Source organism: Streptomyces albospinus (genome assembly GCF_014648695.1).
In the GTDB taxonomy this organism is placed as follows: domain Bacteria; phylum Actinomycetota; class Actinomycetes; order Streptomycetales; family Streptomycetaceae; genus Streptomyces; species Streptomyces albospinus.
The window spans coordinates 58709-84170 of sequence record NZ_BMRP01000025.1 but is presented as its reverse complement, the minus strand read 5'-3'; the positions used below and the strand labels follow the sequence as shown (position 1 = coordinate 84170).

General features: G+C 68.4%; 31 protein-coding genes and 1 pseudogene. 17 read left to right on the top strand and 15 right to left on the bottom strand.

What is annotated here, in order from left to right:
* Positions 1–68: 68 nt before the first annotated feature.
* Positions 69–575 carry a DUF1269 domain-containing protein gene (locus tag IEZ17_RS28330; protein ID WP_189304958.1) on the bottom strand — a complete coding sequence of 169 codons (507 nt, stop codon included), beginning with the start codon at positions 573–575 and terminating at the stop codon, positions 69–71.
* Positions 576–1363: 788 nt separating this feature from the next.
* Here IEZ17_RS28330 and IEZ17_RS28325 point away from each other — a divergent pair.
* Genes IEZ17_RS28325 through IEZ17_RS28315 form a run of 3 tightly spaced genes read left to right on the top strand, consistent with a single transcriptional unit; the run spans position 1364 to position 2186 of the window.
* Positions 1364–1597 carry a hypothetical protein gene (locus tag IEZ17_RS28325; protein ID WP_189304998.1) on the top strand — a complete coding sequence of 78 codons (234 nt, stop codon included), beginning with the start codon at positions 1364–1366 and terminating at the stop codon, positions 1595–1597.
* Positions 1552–1815, top strand: a complete 264-nt coding sequence (locus IEZ17_RS28320) for an NUDIX domain-containing protein (protein ID WP_308427717.1) — start codon at positions 1552–1554, stop codon at positions 1813–1815. The genes IEZ17_RS28325 and IEZ17_RS28320 overlap by 46 nt, the downstream gene beginning before the upstream one ends.
* On the top strand, positions 1812–2186 hold the full coding sequence (locus IEZ17_RS28315) for a hypothetical protein (protein ID WP_189304956.1): 375 nt from the start codon (positions 1812–1814) through the stop codon (positions 2184–2186). Before IEZ17_RS28320 ends, IEZ17_RS28315 begins: the two co-directional genes overlap by 4 nt.
* 248 nt (positions 2187–2434) lie before the next feature.
* Here IEZ17_RS28315 and IEZ17_RS42980 read toward each other — a convergent pair whose 3' ends face one another.
* From IEZ17_RS42980 to IEZ17_RS28300, 3 genes are all read right to left on the bottom strand, one after another.
* Positions 2435–3157, bottom strand: coding sequence for a hypothetical protein (locus tag IEZ17_RS42980; RefSeq protein ID WP_229852733.1), 723 nt, complete (start codon positions 3155–3157; stop codon positions 2435–2437).
* An 815-nt stretch (positions 3158–3972) separates the two neighbouring features.
* On the bottom strand, positions 3973–4716 hold the full coding sequence (locus IEZ17_RS28305; protein ID WP_189304954.1) for a YcnI family copper-binding membrane protein: 744 nt from the start codon (positions 4714–4716) through the stop codon (positions 3973–3975).
* 113 nt (positions 4717–4829) lie between these two features.
* Positions 4830–5468 (bottom strand): hypothetical protein, encoded by a 639-nt coding sequence (locus tag IEZ17_RS28300; protein WP_189304952.1) that lies wholly within the window; start codon positions 5466–5468, stop codon positions 4830–4832.
* Between the two features lie 205 nt (positions 5469–5673).
* On the opposite strand from IEZ17_RS28300, the gene IEZ17_RS42975 reads away from it, so the two are divergent.
* Complete coding sequence (locus IEZ17_RS42975) at positions 5674–5925, top strand: DoxX family protein (RefSeq protein ID WP_229852732.1); 252 nt, start codon at positions 5674–5676, stop codon at positions 5923–5925.
* A 143-nt stretch (positions 5926–6068) separates the two neighbouring features.
* Here IEZ17_RS42975 and IEZ17_RS28290 read toward each other — a convergent pair whose 3' ends face one another.
* Both IEZ17_RS28290 and IEZ17_RS28285 read right to left on the bottom strand, forming a co-directional pair.
* Positions 6069–6212 carry a hypothetical protein gene (locus IEZ17_RS28290; RefSeq protein ID WP_189304950.1) on the bottom strand — a complete coding sequence of 48 codons (144 nt, stop codon included), beginning with the start codon at positions 6210–6212 and terminating at the stop codon, positions 6069–6071.
* Positions 6213–6223: 11 nt separating this feature from the next.
* Positions 6224–6421 (bottom strand): hypothetical protein, encoded by a 198-nt coding sequence (locus IEZ17_RS28285; RefSeq protein ID WP_189304948.1) that lies wholly within the window; start codon positions 6419–6421, stop codon positions 6224–6226.
* A 506-nt stretch (positions 6422–6927) separates the two neighbouring features.
* On the opposite strand from IEZ17_RS28285, the gene IEZ17_RS28280 reads away from it, so the two are divergent.
* Positions 6928–7236: a transposase gene (locus IEZ17_RS28280; RefSeq protein ID WP_189304946.1), complete on the top strand. Its 309-nt coding sequence runs from the start codon at positions 6928–6930 to the stop codon at positions 7234–7236.
* Positions 7233–8105 carry an IS3 family transposase gene (locus IEZ17_RS28275; protein WP_189304944.1) on the top strand — a complete coding sequence of 291 codons (873 nt, stop codon included), beginning with the start codon at positions 7233–7235 and terminating at the stop codon, positions 8103–8105. The genes IEZ17_RS28280 and IEZ17_RS28275 overlap by 4 nt, the downstream gene beginning before the upstream one ends.
* 316 nt (positions 8106–8421) lie before the next feature.
* Here the strand turns inward: IEZ17_RS28275 and IEZ17_RS28270 are convergent, their stop codons facing one another.
* The 5 genes from IEZ17_RS28270 to IEZ17_RS28245 all read right to left on the bottom strand — a co-directional run bounded on the left by IEZ17_RS28270 (position 8422) and on the right by IEZ17_RS28245 (position 12626).
* Positions 8422–9336 (bottom strand): ferritin-like domain-containing protein, encoded by a 915-nt coding sequence (locus IEZ17_RS28270; protein WP_268249855.1) that lies wholly within the window; start codon positions 9334–9336, stop codon positions 8422–8424.
* Between the two features lie 694 nt (positions 9337–10030).
* Complete coding sequence (locus tag IEZ17_RS28265) at positions 10031–10456, bottom strand: cupin domain-containing protein (protein ID WP_189304942.1); 426 nt, start codon at positions 10454–10456, stop codon at positions 10031–10033.
* 261 nt (positions 10457–10717) lie between these two features.
* Positions 10718–11005 carry an L-tyrosine/L-tryptophan isonitrile synthase family protein gene (locus IEZ17_RS28260; RefSeq protein WP_229852739.1) on the bottom strand — a complete coding sequence of 96 codons (288 nt, stop codon included), beginning with the start codon at positions 11003–11005 and terminating at the stop codon, positions 10718–10720.
* 149 nt (positions 11006–11154) lie between these two features.
* Positions 11155–11397 carry a hypothetical protein gene (locus IEZ17_RS28255; RefSeq protein WP_189304996.1) on the bottom strand — a complete coding sequence of 81 codons (243 nt, stop codon included), beginning with the start codon at positions 11395–11397 and terminating at the stop codon, positions 11155–11157.
* Between the two features lie 458 nt (positions 11398–11855).
* The gene (locus IEZ17_RS28245; RefSeq protein WP_189304938.1) at positions 11856–12626 is read right to left on the bottom strand and encodes an MBL fold metallo-hydrolase; all 771 of its coding nucleotides are present in this window, start codon (positions 12624–12626) and stop codon (positions 11856–11858) included.
* A gap of 187 nt (positions 12627–12813) precedes the next feature.
* Here IEZ17_RS28245 and IEZ17_RS28240 point away from each other — a divergent pair, with 187 nt between their 5' ends.
* Both IEZ17_RS28240 and IEZ17_RS28235 read left to right on the top strand, forming a co-directional pair.
* A complete protein-coding gene (locus IEZ17_RS28240) occupies positions 12814–13752 on the top strand; it encodes an alpha/beta hydrolase (RefSeq protein ID WP_189304936.1) in 939 nt (312 codons plus the stop codon).
* A gap of 10 nt (positions 13753–13762) precedes the next feature.
* Positions 13763–14470 carry a helix-turn-helix transcriptional regulator gene (locus tag IEZ17_RS28235; protein WP_189304934.1) on the top strand — a complete coding sequence of 236 codons (708 nt, stop codon included), beginning with the start codon at positions 13763–13765 and terminating at the stop codon, positions 14468–14470.
* Between the two features lie 17 nt (positions 14471–14487).
* Here IEZ17_RS28235 and IEZ17_RS28230 read toward each other — a convergent pair whose 3' ends face one another.
* On the bottom strand, positions 14488–14646 hold the full coding sequence (locus IEZ17_RS28230) for a hypothetical protein (protein ID WP_189304932.1): 159 nt from the start codon (positions 14644–14646) through the stop codon (positions 14488–14490).
* A 124-nt stretch (positions 14647–14770) separates the two neighbouring features.
* Here IEZ17_RS28230 and IEZ17_RS28225 point away from each other — a divergent pair, with 124 nt between their 5' ends.
* The 3 genes from IEZ17_RS28225 to IEZ17_RS28215 all read left to right on the top strand — a co-directional run bounded on the left by IEZ17_RS28225 (position 14771) and on the right by IEZ17_RS28215 (position 18154).
* Entirely contained in the window at positions 14771–15091 is a 321-nt protein-coding gene (locus tag IEZ17_RS28225; protein WP_189304930.1) for a PadR family transcriptional regulator, read from the top strand.
* Positions 15088–15954, top strand: a complete 867-nt coding sequence (locus IEZ17_RS28220) for a hypothetical protein (RefSeq protein ID WP_189304928.1) — start codon at positions 15088–15090, stop codon at positions 15952–15954. The genes IEZ17_RS28225 and IEZ17_RS28220 overlap by 4 nt, the downstream gene beginning before the upstream one ends.
* Positions 15955–16555: 601 nt before the next feature.
* Entirely contained in the window at positions 16556–18154 is a 1599-nt protein-coding gene (locus tag IEZ17_RS28215; RefSeq protein ID WP_229852731.1) for a phosphodiester glycosidase family protein, read from the top strand.
* A gap of 411 nt (positions 18155–18565) precedes the next feature.
* On the opposite strand, the gene IEZ17_RS44260 is transcribed toward IEZ17_RS28215, so the two are convergent.
* On the bottom strand, positions 18566–18925 hold the full coding sequence (locus IEZ17_RS44260; RefSeq protein WP_308427716.1) for a CAP domain-containing protein: 360 nt from the start codon (positions 18923–18925) through the stop codon (positions 18566–18568).
* Positions 18926–19004: 79 nt separating this feature from the next.
* Here IEZ17_RS44260 and IEZ17_RS44255 point away from each other — a divergent pair, with 79 nt between their 5' ends.
* From IEZ17_RS44255 to IEZ17_RS45240, 4 genes and pseudogenes are all read left to right on the top strand, one after another.
* Positions 19005–19397, top strand: a complete 393-nt coding sequence (locus IEZ17_RS44255; RefSeq protein ID WP_308427715.1) for a hypothetical protein — start codon at positions 19005–19007, stop codon at positions 19395–19397.
* A 1088-nt stretch (positions 19398–20485) separates the two neighbouring features.
* A complete protein-coding gene (locus IEZ17_RS28205; protein WP_189304925.1) occupies positions 20486–20728 on the top strand; it encodes a hypothetical protein in 243 nt (80 codons plus the stop codon).
* A 2-nt stretch (positions 20729–20730) separates the two neighbouring features.
* A pseudogene (locus tag IEZ17_RS45245) lies at positions 20731–20874 on the top strand (Clp protease N-terminal domain-containing protein); the annotation flags it as partial.
* A gap of 93 nt (positions 20875–20967) precedes the next feature.
* Entirely contained in the window at positions 20968–21276 is a 309-nt protein-coding gene (locus IEZ17_RS45240; protein ID WP_229852738.1) for a Clp protease N-terminal domain-containing protein, read from the top strand.
* A 300-nt stretch (positions 21277–21576) separates the two neighbouring features.
* Here IEZ17_RS45240 and IEZ17_RS28195 read toward each other — a convergent pair whose 3' ends face one another.
* Positions 21577–22047, bottom strand: coding sequence for a DUF3291 domain-containing protein (locus IEZ17_RS28195; protein ID WP_189304922.1), 471 nt, complete (start codon positions 22045–22047; stop codon positions 21577–21579).
* A gap of 32 nt (positions 22048–22079) precedes the next feature.
* Positions 22080–22718 carry a helix-turn-helix transcriptional regulator gene (locus IEZ17_RS28190; protein WP_189304920.1) on the bottom strand — a complete coding sequence of 213 codons (639 nt, stop codon included), beginning with the start codon at positions 22716–22718 and terminating at the stop codon, positions 22080–22082.
* 117 nt (positions 22719–22835) lie between these two features.
* On the opposite strand from IEZ17_RS28190, the gene IEZ17_RS28185 reads away from it, so the two are divergent.
* Together IEZ17_RS28185 and IEZ17_RS28180 are read left to right on the top strand one after the other, a co-directional pair.
* Entirely contained in the window at positions 22836–23432 is a 597-nt protein-coding gene (locus tag IEZ17_RS28185; RefSeq protein ID WP_189304918.1) for a GNAT family N-acetyltransferase, read from the top strand.
* Positions 23433–23796: 364 nt separating this feature from the next.
* Positions 23797–25185, top strand: a complete 1389-nt coding sequence (locus tag IEZ17_RS28180) for a (2,3-dihydroxybenzoyl)adenylate synthase (RefSeq protein WP_229852730.1) — start codon at positions 23797–23799, stop codon at positions 25183–25185.
* The last annotated feature ends 277 nt before the right edge of the window (positions 25186–25462 follow it).

Here is a 25462-nt window from a genome sequence, read left to right as displayed (position 1 = left end):
GAGGCGACCGGGGCGAGCCGCGTGCGGCCGTGGGGATCCTGCTCCCTGCTCGGAGAGCGGAGCGCCTGTCAGGCCGCCTGCGGGGTCCCTACGAGTTGCTGCGCCAGTTCGTGTTCGTCGGATTGCGACAGTGACGTCTTCAGTACCGTTCCGCCCAAGGGTTCCAGGGCGGCGGCGAACCGGTCCTCGCTGAGTTGTGTGGTCATGACGACGACGGCGGCCTTGCCCGGTTCGAGCAACTCGTGGGCACGGTCGCGGAACCGCTTGTCCAGACCGGACTGGCTGAGCTTGCCTGCCAGTCCGCCCAGAGCGGCGCCCAGCAGCCCGAGGGCCGGCATGAGGAACAGCATGCCGATGACGAGTCCCCACAGCGCTCCCGCAGTAGCCGAGGTGGCGACGGTTCGACGCGGGATGTCGTCGTGCGTGTCGACGTATGTGTGTCCGTTGGCGTCGGCGGCGACCACCGCCAAGCCGGTGAGGGCGACGACGTGCTTGCGTTCGAGGTCCTGGATGAGCCTTTCTGCCTGCCTGGCCTTCTGCGCGTTGTCGTACCCGATGATGATCAAGTCTGACATGGCTGCCTCCCTCGCCTCGGAAGGCGACGGGCTCACGAATGACCGGACACGTCATGCGGTGTCGGCGCCTGGCGCCTACGGTCGGGTGTGATCGCCTCCTCCCTCTTCAAGCTAGACCCCGCGTACCACCGTGTGCACTACATGTGCGCGGCGTAGACCGCCGAGAACCATCCGTGTCAGCCTGGTCGCGTGCCTATTCCGTGGAACACCGATTCCCTGAATATGCGGCGCTGTCGCCACACGGGTTTTTCTTTCGCGCGCTGTCCGCAGGCCAGAGCAACCGTGCGCGTGCCGGAGGAGATGTCGATTCCCGCTCAAAAATTCCGATATCGAGTCGAGGCGATGTCACCAGAGCGGCGACTGTCAGTGAAGGTTCGAGCGGTCCGGAATTCCATGGAAGAGGGGAGTCCGATCCCGGTCTCTCTATCACGGCCGGCGCCACTTTTCCACGTCGTTCCCATGGCGCACCGTGTGGGGTGCATGGCAATCCTCGAAAGGACCGCATAGACGCCTTACCTGCGGCTTTGTCGCTGAGTGCGGGGCCCGCCGTGGGCGCTGTGGGTGACACCTTGATGCTGAATCGACCCACTACCTTCCAGTGCGCCTGTAGTCGCCAACACCTGCGGGATGACCGTCTCAGCTTGATCGTTGAAGTATGACTCAGACAATGACGCCCCGATCAATGTCATCTCGGCAGTGACTGTTACGGTCACTGGTCGTGAGCGATGTGTTTCCGGTGCTGGGTCTGCGCGACCCACCTTGCGTATTCGGACTTCACGTAGTCCCACATGCCCGATCAGGAATACGGTGCCGACCCCGGAACGCGTCCTGCGGTGTCCGGCACCGAACAGCGTCCCGAACTTGAACCGACCGTTTTGAAGGGTCCCGATTCGGCGCGGTCGGTCGACTTGCTGGGCTACACGTACGCGTCGCTGCACTACAGCAGCGACGGCAAGCCGCTGTCGGACTGGCTGGTGTGGTTCCCAAGGTGGCGGGAGGAGACACGGGGGAGAGGCCAGTAGCGTCGGCAGTGATCGTGCGGGATGGCCCTGTGCTGCTGGTGCGCCGAGCAGTCGAAGAAGGCGATCTGCGCTGGCAGCCCCCGGCGGGCACGATAGAGGCCGGCGAGATTGTGGGCCGGGCGGCGGTTCGGGAGACGCGGGAGGGGACGGGGATACACACGAAGGGGCCCCACCCTCCTCAAGCGGTGATGCACCGGGGTGATTCACTGGCCAGATGAGCACGTTCGATGACTATCTCGCGGACTGGGAGTTCGGCGAAGACTGGCGGCCAGTGGTCGAACGGTTGGCGGCCCGCGTCACGAGCTGGCCCAGTGGAGCGCCAGGACCTGAAGACTTTTGTGTGGACTTCCCCGTCGACGTCCTATGGACAGACGGCCTTCTGGTGTGGACGGGACTCGTGGGTACCTGCCTGGGCGGACAGATCGACCGTACAGGTCTGCGCTGTGGCACCCTGAACCCGCACAATCCGGGAGACCATCTCGACTGCCGCTTCGTCCTGCTCGGCGCGGGAAGATCCCTTTCCGATCTGGCGGACGCGCTTCTGGATTGGGTGGCCGCCCAGGCCGATCGGGGTGACATCCACGGCTGACATCAACGAGTCCGAACACAGACGGATCCGAGCGGCCGGCGGCGCACCAACTGAAGCCGGAGGAACGGTGGTGGGCAGGCCCGTAGTAGCCGCCGGGTCCAATTTCCGGGAGGGGCTCACCAACGATGGGCGGGCCGATCGGGCGTCGCGCTTTCGCCCGTCCAGACTCGGGAGAGGTCGACCCCCGACCGGGTGCGGCGGGCTTCGAGGAATGTGGCAATGCTGTCTGCCATGTTGAGGGCACTACTTCAGATGCCGAGTCCGACGAGGGCGCCGAGGTTTGTTTCGTAGCCCGTGCCTTGGTCGGCTCCGCCATCCGCTGAGGCGGCCGAAGCTGCTCCCAGCGAGAACAGGGCAGCCATCAGAGGAATGGTGACGAGCCGAAGAACGCGGCGGCTGCACATGGAACCTCCCGAAACGGGGCGCTTGCGGTTGATGTCGTAGGTGTTCGCTGCCGGGGCTGTGGTGGGGTCCATGCGACATGAGTTAGCGCATGTGCGTGCACCCAGCGCGTGGCGCGCCGTGGATGATTCGAGTGAGGGCACGTTTGGCGGGACGGGATCGTCGACGTTCTCGATCTTCCTGCGCGAGGTGACGATGCTGCGGCCGGGCCCCGGAAATTCTTGGTGTACACATGTGTTCCGGGCCCGGCGAAGCATGGTGACGACCACCTCGTCGGCCCAGAAGGGTGCCTCGGCGAGTGCTGTTCCAAGCTCACGGGTCTGCAACTGCGAGACCTCACCTGCGAGTCTCCGCACGGTGGAGTCAACCCACTCTTCCTTGCTGATCTTGCCCAGCAGCAGTGGCAGGTCCACCTCTGGTGCATAGGCCACCCGCGCGGTTGCCCCCTCGGCCAGTCCAGCCAACCGTTCCAGCCTGGCCAAGTGGGTCAAGTCATAGAAGTGGATCACGTTGTCGAGGTCGCACAACACCGCGTCAGACGGCCTGTCGGATGCGCTGAGAGCGGTCATTGCCCCTGAGTAGCACAGTGATCAGCAGGCAGCCGATGCCCCTGCGGCATTGCTCTTGATTCCCATTCCTCCTCAGACCGTCAAAACTCGGAATATCTGGGGGAGAAGAGCAACTCCGGCCGTTTTGAGGGCTCGGAATCAGCTTTCGGAATCAGCTTCTGTGGTGGCTGTATACGTTGAGTGCTACGGCTCTCTCTGAGCGCGTGAGGACGGCGCCGTCCGACCGGCCTTCTTCCCCCCACGGGATCCGGACCATGTCGGACGGGCCACGGGGCGGGCGCGTCGACGACCGCGAGGAAAGGCCGCATGGCGACTGCCCCATGCCACGGAGTACGGAGGCCACCCCGTTGGCTGGATTGTCCGTCGCACAGTGACCCTTCCCGTGATCGCCGGCTCATCCGCCTCGCTCACATCGTCAGCGTCAGGGCTACCCCTGCGCAGCGTCGATCGGGGCGGATCTTGGGGCATTGGGTTGTACGAAGAGGCTCACGCTCGCGGACTGCCATCCATGGGGAACGATGCCCGCGCCGGTAGCCGATGGCGGTCTGGCGGCCAGGACCAGGCCCTCGTCGAGCCCGTACGGAGAAGCACTCACCGCAGGCGAAACGGGGCGCGGCGCTTCGCGTGACGCAGCCGGTCAGGGCCTTCGGGAGACATGTGCCGGCCACCACGGCCCACAGGCTGGAGGCACTGCGCTGATCCCTCAATGGCGTGTTGTCCTCCATCCCGTGGGAAGCTCGGGGTGACCGACTCCCCGGCGGGCGTCCGGATCCGCCGGGCGCTCACCGGGGCAGTGCGGGGGCAGTGCCCGGCGACTAGCGCTTGCCGGAGCGGCTGCGGGCCAGGCCGAGGCCGCCCGCGACCAGGCCGAGAACGCCGGCTACCAAGCCCGCGATGCCGAGGCTGCGGGCGGTTGGGTCATTGGTCTTTGCCGATGCGGTCGGGGAGGCCTTCGGTGCCGTGCTCGGTGTGTCGGAGGAGGCCGCGGCGGTCAGCTTCAGGGTCGGGGCGGGGTTCTCCGGCTCTGGCTGGCCTGGTCGCTTCGCCTCGATCCAGCGGGTGATCTTGCCGTCGGAGTAGGTCTGGAGGGCCTTGAAGACCAACTGGTCGGCTCCGTTGGGCAGTTGCCCGAAGGCGATGGTGAAGTCCTGGTAGTTGCCGGGATCGATCTTGCCGCCGGTCCAGATGATCTCCGAGACGGCCTCGGTGATGTTTCCGTCGTCGGTCTTGATCGGGGTCTTGAGCTTGGTGGTCTTCACCTGCGCCGTCCAGCCCCCGACGGGCGTGACCAGGACGGACGGGATCGGATGGTCCGTGGGAAGCGTGATGTCCACCTTGGTGGTGCTCGCGGTGTCCTCCTCGTCCGGCACCCGGAAGGTCAAGGTGCCGTCCGAGGCGCCCTGCGGATAGCTGTCGGGGTGGACGGTGACATGGGCGAACGCGGCACCGGCGCCGGCCAGCACACCGGCGGTGGCCAGTGCGCCGACGACGGCGGCGCGGCGCAGCCCACGCCGGGAGGAAGGACGCAGGAAGGAAGAGGGTAGGGATGTCGCGGCCATGCGATGACTCCGTACAGGTCGACCGGCGGCCGTGACAGCCTGCCGGCGAAGCGGTGAGGGGGACCGCCGCCCAGCAGATCAGCGGGCGGCGTACGGAAGCGTGCGAAGACGGCTCACTCGGACAGGGCCGAAGCGGTCCCCACCGCCGGCGGTCCCCGCCGAACCACCGCATGCCGCAGAAGAAGCTGCCGCGTCCACCGCACCTCCGCATCACTCCGTCGTGCCCGCCCGGGCGACGGGGGCGCCGGTGCCACGACGGCGCGCCACCATGCCACGAACCCCGGGACCAGCGACGCCACTTGACGCAGCAGCGACCACACGGCCGCCTCGCCTCGCCGCAGCCACCATGACGCCACCAGTGAGGCCACGGCGTGTGCGGCCACCGCCCGACCGCTCTCGCCGTGCTGCGCCGCCATCCCCATCACCGGATGGTGCACGGCGTGCATGCCGACCATCGCCATTCCCGGCAGATGGGATCCCGACGGCTCGGCTCCCACGTCCATCGGTGCGGTATCGAAGAGCATGTGCAGACCGACTTGCATCACAGCCATGACACCGCAGATGCCCGCCAGTGACCGCTCCCGGCCACCCAGCATGCACCCCAGACCGAAAGCGACCGCACATCCGGCGCCTTCGGCCCACAGGGAGGGCGTCCGATGACACGCGAGGCTGTGCCCGGCCGCGCCCAGAGTGACGCACACCGCGGCGAACACGGCAGCCCGCAGGCTCCGCAGCACCAGGGATGCACTCATGCGACGAGGTCCCTTCCACCGATCGGGCGCAGCCGTCCCAGAATGGGGCCCACGTCACAGCAACGCCAGAGCGCAATGCTGTTCACCCGCGCTCCGCTTCGAGTCCGTGCGCCACACCGAGGGCTTGTGGCCACGCCGAGGTCACGGTAACCGCCTCGGTTCCGGGCCGGCCGTGAGGTCGGTGCCGGCTTCTCCGTCGTGCGGAGTGGTCGATACCCAGTGGAGAACCACTCTGGATCAGAAGCTGCCCAGGGGCCGGCCATCGGACAACGGCGCGCCGCTGTGGCCCCCGGCACTGCTGTTCAAAGGGCTCAGCCTTGCGGCTGGCGCGCTGCGGCTGCTGGCGGGGCTCGCCGCGCCGGTGCCGGGCACGCTCGCCGCCGCCGGTCTCGTGCTGTACTTCCTCGATGCGTTCTGTGCCCACCTGCGGGTCCACACCCGCCAGTTGGGCCCGTGAACCGTGTTCTTGCGCTTTGCGGTGGCAGCCCCGGCCGTGAACCTGGCCTACCGCGGCCCATGCGGAGAACCGCTGGCGTGATCAGCCATGACACTCGGGAGGGACTTCACCTCTGCAGACGCGGTACTCGCACCGGCGGCGGATCACGCCATTCCACGCCAGGCGTCGGAGGGTTGGCGCGGAGCGCCCTGCATCTTGTCGGCGTGCGGGTCCAGGGCCATCGCCACGCCCAGCATGCGGTGGTAGTTGCTGCTCAGCAGCACCAGAGTGCGCTCGCGGTAGGCCACCGTCTCGGGGGTTACCAGGTCGCTGTTGCGCGCCGCCCGTACGAGCAGCGGCGGCAGGCCGAACTCGGTCCGGCGTAGAGGTTGTGGGCGTTCTCCCTCAACAACTCGTGGCAGTGCGCGGCCTCGCCGTTGCCGGTCGCCTCGTTGCGGATGTGGGAGAGCAGAAACAGCGTGTCGCGGTCGTCATGGGCCGCTGCCTGCGCGCTCACATAGGCGATTCCTTTGACCGTGCCCTCGTTCCGGTGGAAGAAGTCGGCGCGGTGGAAGTCATAGGATCGGTCGGTCCACGTCGTGTTCTCGAGGAACGCGAAGTAGTCGTTACCGTGGACGCGGTGTCCTCCAAGCCGGCCATGAGTGTGGTGACTTGGCTGCGGAGTGCGACTTCGGCAGAGTTCGTGATCTCGCTGCTACCCGCTGTGTAGGCAGGTTTCGGATCGAGGCCCACGAGATTTCCGGGCGGACCCGCGATCCACTGGATGAAATCCTTACCGAAGCCGTCGGTCGCGTGAGTTCAGTGCTCACCATCAGAAGCCATCGTGCTGGCAGCCATGGCCTGTCGCCGTACGAAGGCAGCCGGGATCGGTGCCTACAAAGTTGCCCCGTCAGCAAGCGAGGGCTAATTCGGCTCAGTCGAACGGAATCTGAAGGTGGGCTTGATCCGCTTTGACGGACACCAGAGATCAGGGGCTTCGGCCTCGGAAGGATGATGTCCATCATGGAGAGCCTGGGGAAGAAGAAGTCGCGTCCTCGCCGCTCGTTCACACCGGAGTTCAAGGCCGAGATCGTCGGGCTGTGTCGCCGTGGTGACCGCTCGATCGGTCAGGTCGCCAGGGACTTCGAGCTGACCGAGACGGCGGTGCGGGCCTGGTTGAAGCAGGACGAGGTTGACGCGGGCGAGCGGGAGGGCCTGACCAGTAGGGAGCGTGAGGAGCTGGCCGCGCTGCGGCGGGAGAACCGCCGGCTGCGGGAGGACGTGGAGGTCCTCAAGCGTGCGACGGCTTTCTTCGCGACGGAGACCCGGTGAGCGTGCACCCGTTCATCGAGGCGGAGAAGAGGGGCGGCCACAGCGTCAAACGGGCGTGTGAGCTGCTGAAGGTCTCCCGTGCCGCCTTCTACGCTCGCCGCACCGCTGTCCCCGGCCCGCGCGCACTGCGCGACGCGGAGCTCACCGAGAAGATCACCGAGGTCCACGAGACCTCGCGCGGTAGTTACGGGGCCCCGCGTATTCACGCCGTACTCCAAGGTGATGGTGACCGGTGCGTCCGGCGTCGTGTCGCGCGGTTGATGCGTCAGGCCGGGCTGGTCGGCCGGCACCGCAGACGTCGCCACCGCACCACGATCCCGGACCCGCAGGCCGTCGCGCGGCCTGACCTGGTCCTGCGGGACTTCCAGCCCGACCCGGCCGCAGTCGACAGGCGCTGGTGCGGTGACATCACCTACGTCCCGACCGAGGAGGGCTGGCTCTATCTGGCCACAGTCATCGACATCGCCTCCCGCCGCGTGGTCGGCTGGGCCACCGCCGACCACCTGCGGACCGAGCTGGTCGCCGACGCGCTGCGGGCCGCCTGCTGCAACCGCCGCCCGGCCGGTTCGGTGGTGTTCCACTCCGATCGCGGCTGCCAGTACACCAGCCGCGAATTCGCCGACGTGGCCCGTGAGTTCGGCGTCCGGCTGTCGGTCGGCCGCACCGGCCGGTGCTGGGACAACGCGCTCGCCGAATCCTTCTTCGCCACACTGAAGCGGGAGGCGCTCAGTGATCGGCCGTGGCCCAGCCGGGCAGCCGCCCATACCGCGACCTTTGAGTGGATCGAGAGCTGGTACAACTTGCGGAGGCTGCACAGCAGCCTCGGCTACCGCAGTCCCGCCGAGTACGAAACCGTCCTCGCGGCCTGACCACCACACCGACGGTGTCCGTCAAAGCGGAACAAGCTCAAGGGCGGTGTTCACCCTTCGGGTCGCTGCCGGCCGACGGCAGCACATGCGCCGAGCCGGGCCAGCCGGACGACGCGATCCGCACCCTTATGAGATGACCCATCGGCCCGCCCGAACCTGACTGGACATGGCCCGGGCAGTCGAACCAATCGCCCGGATACCCGACTCCCGCAAGGCAATTCACAGGGCCAGGGCCACCTACCCGGGCCTGGGTGGGACGGCACAGGGTATGCCGTCTCACCCACGTCCGGGAGGCAGGGCTGGCGGGGCATGCCCGTCAGGTGGCCCGAGGCGGCGGGAACGGACGGAACAGGGGACCATAGGTGCCCGGGGCGTCGGGGATCGCGATCTCCATCAGATCCACGGCAGGAGCCTCCAGCCCCCACATGGCGTGGACCGCCGCGCTCAAGGCACGGTCGCCGCCCCCGTCCCAGGCTCGGTCAAGGGAGTCGAGCACGTCGTGGTAAGTGTCGTCGAAACGTTGCAGCAGCCGCTCAACGTCCGACGGCGGGTGGGGCCAGCCACCGGCCGGAACCCGGGCCATGGGGCGGACGTCCGGGAAGGGCACGGGCGCGCCGGTGAACTCCCATCTGCCGTTCACCTTGGCCAGCCGTCGCTCGTGGTAGATCTCGCCGAAAGCGTAGTAATGGGCCGGATAGTCATCGTCGAAGATGTCGGACGGGGAACTGGCGGTGCCCTCGCCCTGCTCCTTGACGATCTCCATGGAGTGCTCGACGTCGTCGAGATTCTCGATCGGCTTCAGTACGTCCGAGCCGATGTACTTGGACAGTTGTCCTTGAGTGGACAGTGCGGGTGCCGTGGTCCGGAACGCCTTCTGTAGTTCGCCGTAGAAGACGCCGATGCTGAGTGAGTTGTCCAGACCCTGGGCGAGCGGGGTGTCGGGTGCTTCGATCGCCATCATCACGTCGTGCACGAGCGACTTGGTGAGACCTGACAGATATACGGTCACTCCGGCGCGCACGCCCCCGGGTAGTGGGCCGGGGAAGGTAGGTGCCGCGTCTCTGATTCTCGGACGCCCGCCCACCGCAACAAGCAAGTTGGACACCACACCCAAGTGGTACATCTCATCGCCGATGATGCGCCGGATCAGCCGGGCGGCCTCGCTTCCGCGGTCCTTGATGGACCACCAGCCGCACAAGTACGCCGGGATGGTGGCGAGTTCTAGTGCCACGGCCACTTGGAGGGCCGACCTGATCCAGTCCACTCCGCGCGCGTCCTCCGGAACGGCCAGGAGGCGTCCCACGGAGCCGCGGTCGGGCGTGATGGGAGGAGGTCCCTCCGCCGGCAGTTCGGTTGCCTGTGCGGTACCGGCGGCCGAGACAGGTGTGGCGGCTGCAAAGGCAGCCGATGCCAGGAAGCTGCGGCGTCTGAAGTGGGTGCTGGGCAGTGCGTCCGGAACTTCCCTCGCGTCAGTCACCGTTGCCTCCACTCACCACCATGGCTCCGCCGCGACGGCAGTTCCCAGAGCCCCTCGGACAGTTCGCGAAGTTAGCAGCCGCGACCGTCATTCCTGGGGTGCGCGGCTTCAGCCGCCGCATCCACCACCCTGTCGGTCGAGTCGGCGTAGGCCCCGTCCGCCCGCCGCCGTGGCGACCGGCGGGGGTGAGGAACCTTCGGGCCCGACCGGAGCCGTTGCCGGGGGTCGTGGGAGCACCGGCGTCGCCGACGTCGGAAGAGAGCTGCCAGGAGCGGATGTCGCGGGAACTTACCGCGGGGTGTCGCGGCTCCATCGTGCATGACCTGCTTCTCGAACGCTCGACAACTCGCCTGCCACTCAACGTGCACGCGTCACAGAAGCCGCGCGAGATCAATCGTCACGGGCGCCACCGTGCGGTGGCTACTCGCCATGACAAGGCGGCCGTCCGCTAGGAGCCCACCGTGCTGGTCGCGGTCCTGAGCGAATGGCTGTGACCAGCAGCGGAAGCGTCCTCATCGACCTTGTAGCCGGGGACGGAGGGCCAGCGGACCGTCAGTACCACGGACTCTTCCTCCGCGAACCAGGAGTGGTCGACGCCTCGGCCCCACACGATGTAGTCCCCCTGCCGGGCCAGGAGAACACTGCGCCCGGGCAATTCCACCCGGAAGCGCCCGCTGATGAGAACCAGTAGGGCGGTGCGCTCTTCGCCGGTTACCCACTGAGCCCGCTCATCGCCCTGCGGGTGGACGCCCCATTTGATCTCCACGGCCTCGCTGTGTCGAGGATCGGAGGCGTCCTTGAAATGCCCCAGGATCCACCCCCGGTCCAGTGCCGCGTCCCTGCCCGCATTGCCCACATACACGCTGCCAGTCATGGCTCCTGAAGGTAGCAGCCAGCCGCACCAGCACTTACAGGACCAGCCATTGGCACTGTCGCAACAACCCCCAGGCGGGGCTGGGAGCCGGAACTCCGCGGCGCAACGGGCGTCTCGGTCCGGCAATGCGTCCAGGTTTTCCGGCGCGTTGTTCGGAAGGCGTGTGAACCTCCTCAGCTCAGCGGCTCGCTGCCTCGGCCTCCACCGGACTCGTGTGTGCGATCAACGCACGGCAACGGGGGAAGAGGATATGGCAGCCGGTCAGATGACGTCGCGTAAGCCGAAGGCATCGAGCTGGCCGAGGCATTCGCGGCGGATCACGACTTGCAACTCGTCGGAGTATGCGTCGATGTGGTGGTCCGGGACGTGGATGAGGTCGCCGAAGTCGTGTCCGTCGGCGCGGATGACGATGTGCGCCCCCGGGGTGTATACCTGCGCGAACCGGTCGCACAGATCGTCGAGGAAGGTCAGGGCCAGGCGCTCGCCCTGGTCGGGGAGCTGGTCGAGGACCTTGGCGAGGTCGGGGGACTTGCCGGGGAATCCGGGCAGCGTGAGAGCGATGGGTTCTCTGCGGCCGATGTAGTAGGCGATCCGGTGTAGTTGGTGGGGGAAGGCGCCGGCGTGCCCGGGGGCGTCGGGCTCGCTGCTGCGGATTCGTCGCGCAGCCGCTCGCTGCTGAGGGTGGTGCAGCAGGGTGATCAGGGCAGTGGTGATTGGTCGGTGACCGGCTCCTGCCCGGCGACCACGAGCTGGAAGGGCTGGACGACCTTGCCACAGTCGCGGTCGAAGCGGCGGGCGAGTTGCGGCGGCAGGCCTATGCTCTCGGCGAGCACCTGGAAGGGGAAGCGGGTCATCCGCTCGTAGAGCGGGCACGGGTCGCGTTTGTAGGGGTATCCGGTCAGTGGGACGGGGTCGGGCAGCGGCTCGGTATCGGCTTCCACCGCACGCGCGGGCGTATGGGCTGGTGCGAGGTCATGGAAGTGTCCTTCGTGGGAGAAGCGGCGGTTCAGCCGGTTGTCGCGAACCGCTGGTGTCGCAGGGCGAGCAAGGGGACGGCCAGGCCGGCGGCTGCCACGGCGAACGCGAGTCCGGCTCGTACGGCGTGGGTCTGGCCCGCCAGTCCACAGATGGCGGTGGCCAGAGCCCGGCCGAGGGCGAAGCCCAGCTGGCGGCAGCCAGTACGCCGCGTGGCCTTGCGGTGTCCAGGGCCGCGCCGCTCGATCCTGCGGTGACCAGCGTCGCCAGGGACGCGCCCAGCGCACACGATGCGCTCCGGGCGAGCGCCGCTCCGCGCCGGAGCCCATACGCCAGTTCTGCACGGCTCCGCCCCGGGACCCCGTGATCGTCCACCGCACCCAGCAGCGCTCCCCGTTCACCCGACACGGTCGCCGGGGTGCCCCTACCCGATCGAGAAGGTGGCCCCGGGAGCGGCGTACTCGACGGGACCGTCGAACCGGGCCGAGGCACGTGCCACCGCTCGCTCCGGTGTGAGAAAGCGGCCCACGTGCGTGACGAGCAACCGGCCTGCCCGGGCCGCACGGGCCGTGTCGCCGGTGTCCTCGGGGGTGTGGTGTACCTGTTCGCTCTCGACTGATGGCTGCGCGCTCTCGGCCTCGCACAGCAGCACGTCGCATTCCTCGGCCAGCTCTGTGAGGCTCGGGCACGGCGCCGTGTCCCCGGAATACACCAGCGACGTTCCGGCCGCCTCGATACGCACGGCGAAGGCCGGCATGCCGTGCGCCACTGCCCGGCTGGTCAGTCGGAGCGAGCCGACGCTGGCCGCGTGCCCGTCGTGCAACTCGGTGATGGCGAAGGCGGATTCGATCGGACTACGAGCCGGTCCGTTGGTGAGGAAGCCGGCCAACCGGTCGGCGATTCCCTCCGGGCCGTAGAGGGGAATCGGCGCTGCCAGACGGATGTCCGCGAAGAGGACGCCGTAATAGGCGGTGAGCAAGTCCGCGCTGTGATCGGCGTGCATGTGTGAGATCCAGATCGCGTCGAGCTCGTCCAACCGCACATGGCGCTGGAGTGGGCCGAGCGTCCCACTACCCGCATCCACCCAGATACGGGTGTCGCCGTGCGACACCAGATAGCCGGAGCACGGGTTGTCCACGCTCGGGTACGGCGTCGCGCACCCGAGGACCGTCAGGCGCAGGGGCTCGTTGCTCATCCCGGGATCCTAGATGATCCATTCTGAGGGATCTGAGGGATCTGAGGGTGGTGCTGGTAGGCGGTCAGTGAGCGAAGGACTGGCCGGCCGGATGCAGCGAAGCGGGCGCGAGACGTCAGGAATGTGACGTAGCTCTCCAGGAAACGGTGACAGGATGTTGTCGCGGAGCGCTGCGAATGTTGGCGGCATGACGATCACAGATGACGACTGCCTCGCCGAGACCCTGGCGTTCAACGAGAAGTTCGAGGCCGCTGCCGTGAGCCGACCGGTGCGCGAAGAGGCCCCGGACGCAGCCCTGTTGGCCACCCTGCGGCGTAACCGCCTCGGTGGCGACACGCCACCGGTAAGACTGCCGCACGGCCAAGACCGCGTCGTAGAGGGCGGGGTGAAGGTACGGGTCTTCGTGCCGGACCGCTTCGACGGCGTGTACCTGCACATCCACGGAGGCGGCTGGACGTTCGGTTCCGCGGATGGGCAGGACGAGAGGCTGTGGCGGCTCGCCGAGCGGGCACGGCTGGCCGTGGTCAGCGTGGAGTACCGGCTTGCGCCGGAACACCCCTTCCCTGCCGGGCCCGACGACTGTGAAACGGCTGCCCGATGGCTGGTGAAGCACGCCGCCGCCGAGTTCGGTACCGAACGGCTGCTGATCGGGGGTGAATCGGCCGGTGCCCACCTCAGCGTCGTGACCCTGCTGCGGCTTCGCGACCGGCACGGCATCACCGGCGCGTTCCGGGCGGCCAACCTGCTCTTCGGCCCCTACGACCTGTCGATGACACCAAGCCAGCGATCGTTCGGCTCCAAGCGGCTGCTGAGCAATACCGACACACTGCGGCGGACCTATGAGCTGTTCACGCCGGGCATGGGGGTGGAGCAGCGCCGTGACCCCGAGGTCTCACCGCTGTTCGCCGACCTTGCCGGCTTGCCGCCGGCCCGGATCGTCGTCGGCACCGAGGACCCGCTGCTGGACGACTCGCTGTTCCTGGCCCAACGGTGGCAAGCGGCAGGCGCGCCTGTGCAGCTCGGTGTCGTCGCCGGCGCCATGCACGGTTTCACGCTGTTCCCACTGGCCGTCACCGAGCGGGAACAGCGGCGCGCGCAGGAGTTCCTGTCCACTACGGGACGGTAGCGTCGCCGGCATGAACCGCACTGCCCGGCTCTATGGACTGGTGGAAGAGCTGCGCGCGGCGGCGCCGCGACCGGTGACGGTCGCGGCGCTCGCCGCGCGATTCGAGGTGAGCGCGCGTACGGTGCAGCGCGACCTCCAGGCACTGATGGAGACCGGTGTCCCGGTACGCACCACACCCGGGCGAGGCGGGGGTTGGTCGATCGACCCGCAGATGACCCTGCCCCCGATCCACTTCACCGCCGATGAGGCCTCGGCACTGGCCGCCGCGCTCGCCGCGGCCGACACCTCAACTCCGTACGCCGGTGCGGCCCGCACGGCAGCCCAGAAGATCGCGGCCTCGATGACCGGCCCCGCCTCGGCGGCGGCACAGAAACTCGCCGCACGGATCGTCGCGCTGCCCTCGCCGACCGACTCCACGGTCCGCGCCGCGGTGGAACAGGCACTCACCGCAAACACGGTCCTGCGGCTGTCCTACATCGACGCGGCAGGTCGTCAAAGCGACCGCGCGGTGGAACCGGCCGGACTGCTCACCGCCGACGGCCGGTGGTACCTCATCGCCTGGTGCCGCATGCGACAGGCCGGCCGGGGCTTCCGGCTGGACCGCATCACAGCAGCGGCGCCAACCACTGAGCAGGCTCAGCCACATGACCTGACCGACCTGCTGCGCGGCTCGGCCGCAGCCCGCGCCGTGCAGCCCACCACGCTGGCTTCACTCTGAAGCCATTCCCTTGCCTGTCAGCGCAGTTGGCGGTCGAACAGGGGCCTGATCGGTGGTCCTCGCGCAGGTGTGTGCCCCGGCCGGTCGAGCAGCTGCTGCTCCGCCCGCTCGACGACGGTGACAAGGTGCGGCCGGTGGGCGGCGCCCCTGGTCGGCGGCGGCGTTGCGTGGCGCACGGTGGCTGCATGGCTCCACGCACGAGCGCCATCGCGGATCGGGGGTCTGCCGCACCTGATGACTACTTCGTACGACGCTATATCGTGTAACGTACTAGTCGCAGGTGATCGAAGGAGGTGCCCGATGCCGCGCCAACGCGACCGCGTCGGATGGGCTGAACCCGCGCTCCTGATCCTGGCCAGCTTGGCCGATGGCCCCAAGCACGGTTACGCGATCATCAAGGACGTCGAGGAAGACACATCCATCAGGCTGGGGCCGGGCACGTTGTACGCCGCCATCTCGCGGCTGGAGGAAAGCGGTCTGGTCGCGGCGTTGGAGGGGGACGAGCGCCGCCGGCCCTACCGCCTCACAACAGAAGGGGAGACCGTGCTCGACGACAGACTCCGGGCGATGGCTCGCTTCGCACGTGTCGGGCTGAGCCGGCTGGGGGTGGCAGGCGCATGACCAACATGCCTGGCAGGTTGGCCTTGCGGGCGTATCCTCCCTCGTTCCGGGAGCGCTACGGCCCTGAACTCGAAGCACTGGTCGAGGACACCGGCGCCGGCCCACGCGTCGTCGCAGACCTCCTCTTCAGCGCGCTTCGGGCGTGGCTTCGCCCGGTGATGCCTGATGAGTCCGCCGAACAGCGCCGGCGCCGCATGCAGGCAAGTGTTGCCACCACCTGGGCCAGTTGGTGCGCCGCCCTCTATGCCCTGCCGTTGCTGCACATTGTCTTGACCGATCATCTGAGGCCGGCTTCGGCGAACTGGGTGCGGCCTCTGCTCTACGTTGCGCAGTACGCCGTGTACAGCAGTGGGCTCATCCCGCTGCTCGGCGCCCTCCTGCTCGTCGCGGAAACCTCCAGATCCGGCAACTGGGCCGTGTGGCGCCCCCTGGCGGCTGCCGCTGCGCTGCTGCCCGTGGGGACGCTCGGGATGTGCGCCCTGGCACTCCGCTACCTGTTCGACGAGCCCTCCTCGCGGCTCTGGGACTTGGGGTGGCTCGGTCTGGCAGTGTTCCTCATTGCCGTGGCGGTGGCGCCCCCCGCCGTCGTCACCCGGTGCCGACCGTCCGCCAAGATCTTGCGACTACTTGCCCCGCTCGGGGTTGCGATGGCGTTCGCCGTGACCGCGACAGGCGTTGCCAGTGTCGCCGCCGCCACAGCGTTGATCATGGATTCCGGTGACGCGTCCGACGGGCTGAACACGCCCTCCGTTATCGCCGCCTTAACCGCCGCCGCCTCTTTAGCAGCCCTGGTCAGCTCCGGCAAGGGAGCCAGGGCTGCCCTCCGAAGGGAACGTCCGGTGGATCTCGTTGGCGACGTTTGAGGACCTTTCGGCTTACTGGGCAGCTGAGTTGCATCGGCGAACCGGATGCCCCTCGGCCCGGCGGCACGGGGGCGGGGAGCGATGACGTCCACACGCCGGTGGCAGGCCAGCCGCAGCGCCCTCTGGGCGCGCCGCGGCGCCTCCCAGGGGTAGCGCAGTGTGCCCTGTGCATCGGCGCCGATCCCTACCCGCACCGTCACCGCCCGCCGCAGCACCCGCCCGGCCGCCGCCCGGACCCGGGGCAGCCGACCCGCCGTCCGACCGACCTCCGCCGGCGCTGGATCGAACCCGCCGGACGGCACCGGCTCGGCCTCGGCCCGGTCAGCCAGTTCACGCACCGCCCACCGCCGGATCGCGACCGGCTCGGCGCTCCGGGCCTGCGCACGAGCTTCGCCCGCCGCGTGTGGGTATCGGTGAAGGCCCGGGTCCTCGCCATGGGTATCGGGCAGGCCGGCGGTCTGGCCGAGCGTTCACTTCTGCGTTGCCGGGCCGTCGTGCCACGGAACCGGAAATATCCCGTCCACACGTTTCGATCAACTCGCAAACCCGGTACGAAAGCCCTACCGGTTGGACACTTTCGCCCGCAGGAGTGTGGATCCCCTTGGACAGCAAGAAGGCCAGGCGTGCCTGGGCAGGCGTGAGCGCCGCGGTCGTGGTGGCCGCGGTCGCCGTCTCCGGGGCGAACGGGACGGCTCAGGCCGGCACACCGACCGGTACGAAGTGGTCGACCACGTCGACGCAGCAGCTGGCCCCGGGTGTGCGGGTTCGCACCATGACTCTCCAGGACTCGGCCGCCGCACCGTACTGGACGGTCACCGTCCAGGCGCCGGTCACCAGCCGGCTGACCGGCGCCGCGGCCTGGGCCGAGGTGGGGTCGAAGTCCTGGGCCGACACCACCGCCCGGCGGCTGACCGCGTACGGTCACCCGCCCCGCGTCGATTCCGTCCGTTGGCCGGACTACAGCGACACCCCGCACGGCGTGATGGGCCTGCGGGTGCGGGTGGGCTCGTATCCCACCCAGGCGGCGGCGCAGCACGCAGCCGGAGCGATCGCCTCGGCCGGATTCCACACCACCGTCACATGGACCGGCTACGACGCCGACAAGCCGGCCGACGGCGAGGTCGCGCACGTCGCCCTCATCGACCCGCGTTCCTTCACCGGCAGCGTCCAGGCGACCCACGACGGCAAGGTCACGCAGCGCGAGACGACCTCGTCGGTCGCCGCGAAACTGGGGTCCCTGGCCGGGATCAACGGTGGGTTCTTCGTCACCGCCGACGCCGATGGCGTGCCGGGAACGCAGTCCGGGCTGGGCGCCTACAGCGGCAGGCTGGAATCGCTGTCCGCCGGTGCACGGGCCGCACTCATCCTCCAAGACGGCGGACGGCACAACCGGGTGGCCAACGTCAGCACGACCGTCACTGCCCGCTCGGGTAGGGCCACGTACCAGGTGCAGGGTGTCGACCGCGTGCCCGGCACGGTCCGGGACTGCGGGCGCCCCGGCGCGTCTCCCAGCAACCTTCCCTGGCAGGACGTCACTTGTCACGAGTCCGATGACTTGGTCCTGTTCACGCCCGAGTTCGGCGCCGCGCTGCCGACCGGCACCGGTACCCAGGCAGTCATCGGTGCCGCAGGCCAGGTGATATCGGTCGGCCCGCGCGGCGGCAGCATCCCGGCGCACGGCACGGTCCTGCAAGGCATCGGTACGGCAGGGGACTGGCTGACGACCCACGCCAAGCCGGGACACCCGATCGGCATCACAAAGGACGTCCGCGACACCACCGGCCGACGGATCGCGCTCGGCCCGCACGACAGCATCGTCAGCGCCGCTCCGACCCTGGTGAAGGGCGGCCGGATCAGCATCGACGCGGCCACCGAGGGCGTCGTCGACCCCGCTGACCTGTCCTTCGGCTACGCCTGGGCGAACGTCCGCCAGCCACGCACCATGGCCGGGATCGACGCCCGAGGGCGACTCCTCCTGGTCACCGTGGACGGCCGGCAGAAGGGCGGCAGCGAAGGCTTCACCCTCGCCGAAGGCGCAGCGTTCATGCGCTCGCTCGGCGCCGTGCAGGCACTCAACCTGGACGGCGGCGGTTCGACGGCCATGGCCGTCAACGGACGACTCGTCAACAACCCCTCGGACGCCACCGGGGAACGCGCGGTCGGCGACACCATCCAGGTGCTGCCCCCGCAGAAACACTGACCGTCCGCCACGCACAGGGGAGGCTCCGGCCGACGGGACGGAAGCGCCGCACTGCGTGCTGAACGCCGTCTCCTTTCAGCACGCCGCGGCGGCCTCAGTACCGCACGAAGTCGTTCAGGCGGCCGGCTTCCCCCGAACCCTCGGCGGCGCAAGGACCTGGACACCCCCAGGAGATCGGCGCAGCGGCTTGCGCGCAGGGTGATACGACGCAACCCCGGTACGCGCGCTCCCCCCGCTCCCCCCGCTCCGCCTGGTCAGCGAACGCAACCGAGTGGCGGAGGCCACCACCGTCAGGGGAAACGCCCACCGCACACGCAGTGTCCCGCGGTCCCCGCGCCGGGCGCGGGGACCTGGCGACCCGCTATCCGCAGCATGCGCGAATCGGCAGTGCCCGCCCTTTTCGTTGTGCGGCTATTGGGCGCTGCCGAAGTCCTGCGTCCAGTAGCTGCCGGGCTGTGCGAGGCCGACACCGATCTCCTTGAACGAGCAGTCGAGAATGTTGCGCTTGTGCCCGGGGCTGGACATCCAGCCCGCCATCACGCTCTCCGAGGTGTCGTACCCGTAGGCGACGTTCTCCCCGTAACTGCTCCAGGCGTAGCCGGCGCTGTTGATCCGGGCGCCCGGGTCCGACCCGTCTGATCCGGTATGCGACATATTGCGGTGGTCTGCCATGTCCTGACTGTGGGCTTGAGCGGCCTTTGCCAGCTTTGCGTTGAGAGTGAGCGGGGAACAGCCGACCTTGGCGCGCTCCTCGTTGACGAGTTCCACCACGCGGGCCGCGGTGCCGGAAGCCGTGGGCGCGGATACGAAAGGACTCGGAGACGCGACGGGCGCCGTAAAGACCTTCGCCATGGCAGGTGTCCTGGACGCCTTCGGTGCCTCCGGCGCCGTCGTCTTCTTCGGCGCCGCTGATGCCTTCGCCGTCTCCGGCGCCTCCGAGCGCCGCGGTGTGGCTGATGCCGTTGTGGGGGTCGCGGTGGGTTCCGCGCTCCACGCGCCCGTCGTCGGCTGTTGCTCAAGCGCCGCTGCGCTCTCCGACTGGTGGCGGGAGTGGCCCGCGCCGTCGGAATGCCCGCCCCAGCAGGCCATGGCCACGGAGGGGACGCCCACGGCGGCTACGGCGAGGGCGGCGAGGGTGATGCGCCTGCGGTTCCTCTTCCTGCGGTGCTTTCTCATGCGTGACCTCACTCGCTCATTGCGGATCGCCATCGGACAGTCGCTTCTGCTCCATCCCCACGCCTGAGCAGGGCAGGTGCCTCGCTGGCCGCCATTCTGAGAAGTGCCGCATGGTCGAGGCAACGCGCATTGCTACTAGCCGCCCTAGTAGGCACTGGGCCTCTTGCGATGGGCGGGTGGTCGTGCTGCTCGCTCACTGCGAATGCCGTACGCACCTGGCCCACCGTCAGGATTGAGTGCAGCGGCTGTGGGCGGGCAAAAGGATCAGGGAAATCAACAATCGACCCGTATCGCGGGCGTCATTGCCGGTTCAAGGCCGACAAAGTCTCATATGTCCCCTCCGGAAGATCTACTAAGTCGCGTAGTTGTGAGTGTGCGCCAGCGTGACGTATGTCATGCATCCGGTCTCTGTGAAACCGAGGTGGACACGGCCTTTGTGGGGAGGCTGGTCGCGCCCTCCGTCAATCCCGGGCATCTGCCGCTGAGCCCCGGCCGGTCCGACGTGCCGGACGCCCCGGAGTCCCGTCTCGGGGAAGCGTGGTTCGTCGCGCAGAAGTGTTTACGGGACTTGCTTTGTAGGGGTTGGTGTGGGTTTAGATGAGATTGTTTCCCGCTTTGGCGTGCCTGTTCTCCCGGTATGGGTGGCTTGTCTCGGAAGTCGCCCGCTTTCCGAATGTGATTGCCGGGTTTCTGATGGCCGGGCATGAACTCCGGTCGTGGGCGGGAGCGATGGGGCGGTTCGTGTGCTCGCGCACCGGCTGACAGGTCGGCTGTGGTGGTGAACTGCCGGCCGCGGGGTCGGCGTAAGCCGCGGGTCTGGCCCGGTTCGCCGGTGCGCCGGACTCGTCGTCAGGCGGCCCGCGACCGCAGGTGCGGGGCGGCGACCCGGTCGACGCGGCCCGGTCGGTCCACTCGGGCATAGGAGGGGGTGCCACTCAAGGGGGGTGGGAGGCGGGCTGGTGATGGCCGGCTTGAGAGATCAACCTGACGAGGACTGCCGCGTACGGGGGTAGGCGGCCATTGGTCGTAGCTGACGCTGAGGTTGGCCGGTATCAGGGGCCTTCACCGTTGGTGCGAGGCAACGGGTGAAGCGATCCAGCCACCCGCCGTCAGGATTCCTTGACACTCGCAATCCGTCAGGGCAACCTGACATGTATGGGAGCTGAGGACACACCGGCCTCACTGGCCGGACAGGTCACCAACAAGGACCCCGCTGTGGGACTGCAGGCCGTCGTCGCACTGCGCCGTCTCCTGGAGGAGCTTGAGCGGGTCCACGTCGACAACGCCCGCGACCAGGGCTGGTCGTGGCAGAGCATCGCCACGTCGCTGAACGTCAGCAGGCAGTCGGTGCATGAAAAGCACGCGAGCAGGCGCAAAGCCACCGGCAAAGAGGAGTAGAGGTGTTCGAGTTTTTCACCGACCGCGCAAGGCGCGCCGTGGTGCTGTCCCAGGACGAGGCGATCGCCCTCGGACATGACTTCATCGGTACGGAGCACATCCTGCTCGGCCTGGTCGGCACCGACCGGAGCACGGCCGGCGACGTACTGCGCGAGCAGGGCGTCGAGTTGACGCGCGCCAGGGAGGAGACCGTTCGGATCCTGGAGGCCGCCGGGATCGCCGCCGCCGGGGGACAGCCCGTGAAGGACGCCCTGTCCTCCATCGGCATCGACGTCGCGGAGATCCAGCGCCGGGCCGACCAGGCCTTCGGCCCCGGTGCGTTCCAGTACCCGAGGCCCGCATACACCCCGCACGCCAAGAAGGCCCTGGAGCAAACCCTGCGCGAGGCACGCGCACTGGGCCACGAGAAGTTCGGCACCGAGCACGTCCTGCTCGGCCTGCTGGCAGCGGGGCAGGGGCGCGGCCTTGAGGTGCTTGCGGCTCTGGAGGTGGACCCCGCCGGCCTGCGTGAGGCAGTACTCGCCAGGGTGGCCGGCGAGGCCTCGTAACGTCGACCGGGGCACACGCAATGCCGCACGGCAGGGAGGCCGGGCGGCATTGCGTCCCGCTCTGCGCCCCGTCCGAGGTCGTGCGGTGGCTGTTCGTCGGCCTTGCCTGCGGGAACGCAGCCTTCAGCGATCGCACGAGCGGGGGAGCGATCGGGGCGCCGCCGCATCCGACCGTGCGCACTCCGGACTTGTCGGCGTCGGCGAAACTCCGGTACCGAAGAAGCAAGGAGTGCACCGCGGTCACGGTCACCCAGAGGAGATCCGATCGTCTACGACCTTGATCGACCCTCGCGACAGACCCTAGACCTGCGCGGCCGTGGCTGGTGCCGGGTAGGGGTCACGGAAGGTGAACGCGAGTGGTCCGGGGCCGTGTTCGCGTACCATCGCGACCCGCTCCATCGCCTCAGCGATGCTCGGGCGGTGGCCGGCTGGGATCCACCACAGGGCCTGGTGTGCCTCGACCATGCGGTGGAACCACTCGCGGCGGCGGCTCAGTACGCGCAGGTGATCAGTGTGGTAGGTGAAGTTCCGCAGGGCTTCAACCGACTCCCAGACCGAGCAGTTGATCAGGAGCATGTCGTCGTTCTCGTCGGGGCGGAATCCGGTCGCGTCCTCGCCCTCGTCGTCGACCATGCGCCACACGAACCCGGGGCTGCGCTCGGCAAGCGCGTTGATCTCGGGCAGTTGGGCGACGAAGTCGGCCAACTCGGGGCCGTCCAGCGGGGCGACGGTGCGGCCGATGTTGACCTGCGCAAGGTGAAAGCTAGTCATGGGCCCAGCATGGCCCGGCCTTGCTTCTATAGTCAATGACTCTGGTTTTTAGAAAGTGCCACGCAACACCCGCCGCGACACGGATCCATCGTCGGCGACCACTGCTCGGGTGCCAGGCCCTCGAGCAGCGCCAGATTCATCCCGCAGACCAAGGCGGGGAACTCCTCGGCCAGCGCGTGGAAGGGGCAGTTGTGCAGCCGCAGCGTCTCCCCATCCCAGAAGGGCTGGTAGCCGCGGGCCCGCAGCACCTCGACCATGTCACCGGCAGCCGCATCCGGATGTGCCGCACCCGCCGCCTTCGCCGCGGCCTGAAGCTCCCGGTCCAAGCCGGCCTTCTCCACCACCTCGGCGAGCAGCCGACTGGCGGCGTCGTAGGACCGGGGCGGGACGGACGCGGCGTGCTCACCCTCGGCACGCCGGTACACCTTCGCCGGCCGCCCCGCCCCGGGGCCGGTGCGCCCGGACAGTCGTCGGAAGGACACGGCCAGCAGTCCTGCCTCGACCAGCTTGTCCAGGTGGAAGGCGGCCAGTGATCGGGAAACCCCGACCGCTTCCGCGGCCGCATCGCGCCCTACCTCACCCGGGGCGGCGGCGACGTGCCGATAGAGCCGACGGCGCACGGGATCAGCCAACGCACCCAGTACCGCGTATGCGGAATCTTCAGTAGTCACATGCCGATTCTATGACCAATGGGAGTATTCAAAACAGCGCCGAGTGCGGCGCCAGTACCTGCTGCTGACCCTGGAGTTGGCCGTTGAGCGACAGCGCCCGAGTGGCATGATGCAGCGATGATCCCTTCGACACCTGCCGTAGTGCCTGCGGGCCGGATGAGCCGGATCGAACAACCCGTGTTCCGGCTCACGGGGGACGTGGAACTGCGTCCGTGGCGACAAGATGATGCCCAGACCCTCGTGGATGCCAGTCTCGACCCGGACGTTCAGCAGTGGAACCGTCCAGGGAGTGACGTCTCCCTGGAGGACGCCCGAGCGAAGATCGCGAGCTGGCATGAGCGCTGGACATCCGAGCAGGCAGCGATCTGGGCCATCGCGCGGCTCGGTGAGCGCCCCATGGGTTTGATCGGTTGGGCGGACATGGACCTCAAGGGCGGGAGCGCGGAGATCCTTTATTGGCTGCTGCCGGCTGGTCGTGGCGGTGGCCTGATGGCCGACGCCGCGGTGCGCCTCAGCCGGTGGGCGATCGATGACCTGGGCCTGCACCGGCTGCGCTTGACCCATTCTGTAGCCAACCCGGCATCCTGTCGGGTTGCGACGAAGGCCGGCTTCGCCCTGGAGGGCACTATGCGTAGTGCCCTGCTGCACGCGGACGGCTGGCACGACGAACATCTGCATGCCCGCATACGGGGCGACAAGTGGCTTGGTGAATGAGCTCAGCCGGCCGTCGTTGGGTGGCCGCGGCCTGGTCAGCGGGCCCCGGCCGGGCGGAGGCGCTCCGAGTCGATGCGTCGTGGGCGGTGATCGAACTCCGAGGACGCCTCCTGGTCAGCTGCGCTCATTGGACTTTCTGCTGAGGGATCTCCGGGTCCATGGTCGGGAAAGCCCATTGCGTATAGGGGTGTTGAGAGCTTGGGTTGTCAAGGTCAAGGTGGAGGGGTTGCCCCCCAGGCGTTGAGAGGAGGGCGATGGGGAGGGAGGCCGGGGCCGCGCCGTCGAGATCACCGCTGCCGCGCCCGGTCACAACGACACACGACCCGCACGGCTTCCGGTTGACAACCCGTACAGAAGAAAGCGAATGACATCCATGCTCGACGGTTGCACTCCCTGGCCCGAGGAGTTCGTCGACCGCTACTGGGCGGCCGGGCACTGGCATGGCACTACGCTGGACAACCTGCTGCGCGGCTGGGCCTTGCAATACGGACCGCGGACCGCGCTCGTGCACGGCGGCACCCGCATCACGTACGCGAACCTGAACCGGCGCGCGGACCGCATGGCCGCCGGATTCCGGCTGCGCGGCCTGCGGCCCGGGCAACGGGTCGTCGTCCAGCTACCGAACGTTCCCGAGTTCGTCATCACCGTCTTCGCGCTGATGCGCGTCGGCGCGGTCCCCGTGTTCTGCCCAGTCCCGCACCGTGCGCCCGAGGTGTCCCACCTCGTGCGGGTCACCGAGGCGACCGGCTACGTCGGTCCCTCGACGTACCAGGGCTTCGACCACACGGCGATGGCCGCGGACATCGCGGCCCAAGGGCCCTTTCTGCGGCGGGTGTTCACCCACCAGGCACCGGGGACCTCGTCCCCGTACGGCGGCCTTTCGACCGACCGGTCGGGGTGCCACTACTTCCCGCTGGCCTCCATCGACGCCCCGTCCACGCGGGCGCCTGCGCAGAGCGCCGACCAGGTGGCGTTCTTCCTGCTCTCCGGTGGTACCACCGCGGCGCCCGAGATCATTCCGCGCACCCACAACGACTACGCCTACCAGGCGCGGGCCGCCGCCGAGCTGGTGTCGCTCAGCGAGAACGACGTGTATCTCGCCGCGCTGCCCGCTGAGTTCAACTTCACCTTCGGCTGCCCCGGCATCGTCGGCACCCTCTCCGTCGGCGGTACCGTCGTCCTGGTCGAGAACCCGGATCCCGCCGAATGCCTTCCGGTCATCGGACGAGAGCGGATCACCATCACGTCCGTGGCGCCCGCCGCCGCCCAACTCTGGCTCGACGCACTTCCCACGGTCCAGACCGACTTGAGCAGTTTGCGTCTCGTGCAGATCGGTGGCGCGCCCTTGCACCGGGCGACCGCCGAACGGATACGCCCCGAATTGGGCTGTCGTCTACAACGGGTCTTCGGCATGGCCGAGGGGTTGGTCACGCTCACCCGGCTCGCTGATCCGGACGAGACCGTGCTCACCACGCAGGGCCGCCCGCTCTCGCCCGACGATGAGATCCGCATTGTCGACGTCGACGGCAAGGACGTGCCCGACCGGGAGCCCGGGGTACTCCTCGCCCGCGGTCCGTATACCGTGCGGGGCTACTATCGGGCGCCTGACCGGGACGCACGCTCCTTCACCACCGACGGCTACTTCCGCACCGGTTACCTCGCGCGACGCACCCCGGAGGGCAACTTGGTGGTGACCGGCCGCCTCAAGGACGCCCCGCGGCGGGGCGACGGCGAAGATCCGTCCAGCCTGTGATGGGCCGGTTCGACCGCCGGCCTTCAGGATCACCGTTGGGAACGTCCATGACTGCATCCGGTTCGAGCGGGTCATGGCCTGTACGGTGCGAGCCCGGCCATGACCCGTCGGACTGCGCCCAAGCGCGGGGCCGGGCATCAATGGGTGGCGGGTATGCGTCGGGCGTCTGGGCGTCCGATGGAGAACCAGAGCACGCTTCCGAGGAACGGTGCCACAAACGCGAAGGCGATCCGGACCAGCTTCATGCCTGCGCTGAGGCGGGAAGTGCTGATGCTGA

Excerpts from the sequence above, each read along its gene's own strand:
- IEZ17_RS42980 (WP_229852733.1), bottom strand. The coding sequence starts at position 3,157 with ATGACCGCTCTCAGCGCATCCGACAGGCCGTCTGACGCGGTGTTGTGC.
- IEZ17_RS44255 (WP_308427715.1), top strand. The coding sequence starts at position 19,005 with ATGGCAGGTGTCCTGGACGCCTTCGGTGCCTCCGGCGCCGTCGTCTTC.
- IEZ17_RS28220 (WP_189304928.1), top strand. The coding sequence starts at position 15,088 with ATGACCAACATGCCTGGCAGGTTGGCCTTGCGGGCGTATCCTCCCTCG.
- IEZ17_RS28315 (WP_189304956.1), top strand. The coding sequence starts at position 1,812 with ATGAGCACGTTCGATGACTATCTCGCGGACTGGGAGTTCGGCGAAGAC.
- IEZ17_RS28240 (WP_189304936.1), top strand. The coding sequence starts at position 12,814 with ATGACGATCACAGATGACGACTGCCTCGCCGAGACCCTGGCGTTCAAC.
- IEZ17_RS28305 (WP_189304954.1), bottom strand. The coding sequence starts at position 4,716 with ATGGCCGCGACATCCCTACCCTCTTCCTTCCTGCGTCCTTCCTCCCGG.
- IEZ17_RS28235 (WP_189304934.1), top strand. The coding sequence starts at position 13,763 with ATGAACCGCACTGCCCGGCTCTATGGACTGGTGGAAGAGCTGCGCGCG.
- IEZ17_RS28245 (WP_189304938.1), bottom strand. The coding sequence starts at position 12,626 with ATGAGCAACGAGCCCCTGCGCCTGACGGTCCTCGGGTGCGCGACGCCG.
- IEZ17_RS28300 (WP_189304952.1), bottom strand. The coding sequence starts at position 5,468 with ATGAGTGCATCCCTGGTGCTGCGGAGCCTGCGGGCTGCCGTGTTCGCC.
- IEZ17_RS28280 (WP_189304946.1), top strand. The coding sequence starts at position 6,928 with ATGGAGAGCCTGGGGAAGAAGAAGTCGCGTCCTCGCCGCTCGTTCACA.
- IEZ17_RS28185 (WP_189304918.1), top strand. The coding sequence starts at position 22,836 with ATGATCCCTTCGACACCTGCCGTAGTGCCTGCGGGCCGGATGAGCCGG.
- IEZ17_RS28205 (WP_189304925.1), top strand. The coding sequence starts at position 20,486 with ATGGGAGCTGAGGACACACCGGCCTCACTGGCCGGACAGGTCACCAAC.
- IEZ17_RS28325 (WP_189304998.1), top strand. The coding sequence starts at position 1,364 with ATGCCCGATCAGGAATACGGTGCCGACCCCGGAACGCGTCCTGCGGTG.
- IEZ17_RS28180 (WP_229852730.1), top strand. The coding sequence starts at position 23,797 with ATGACATCCATGCTCGACGGTTGCACTCCCTGGCCCGAGGAGTTCGTC.
- IEZ17_RS28195 (WP_189304922.1), bottom strand. The coding sequence starts at position 22,047 with ATGACTAGCTTTCACCTTGCGCAGGTCAACATCGGCCGCACCGTCGCC.
- IEZ17_RS28265 (WP_189304942.1), bottom strand. The coding sequence starts at position 10,456 with ATGACTGGCAGCGTGTATGTGGGCAATGCGGGCAGGGACGCGGCACTG.
- IEZ17_RS28225 (WP_189304930.1), top strand. The coding sequence starts at position 14,771 with ATGCCGCGCCAACGCGACCGCGTCGGATGGGCTGAACCCGCGCTCCTG.
- IEZ17_RS28330 (WP_189304958.1), bottom strand. The coding sequence starts at position 575 with ATGTCAGACTTGATCATCATCGGGTACGACAACGCGCAGAAGGCCAGG.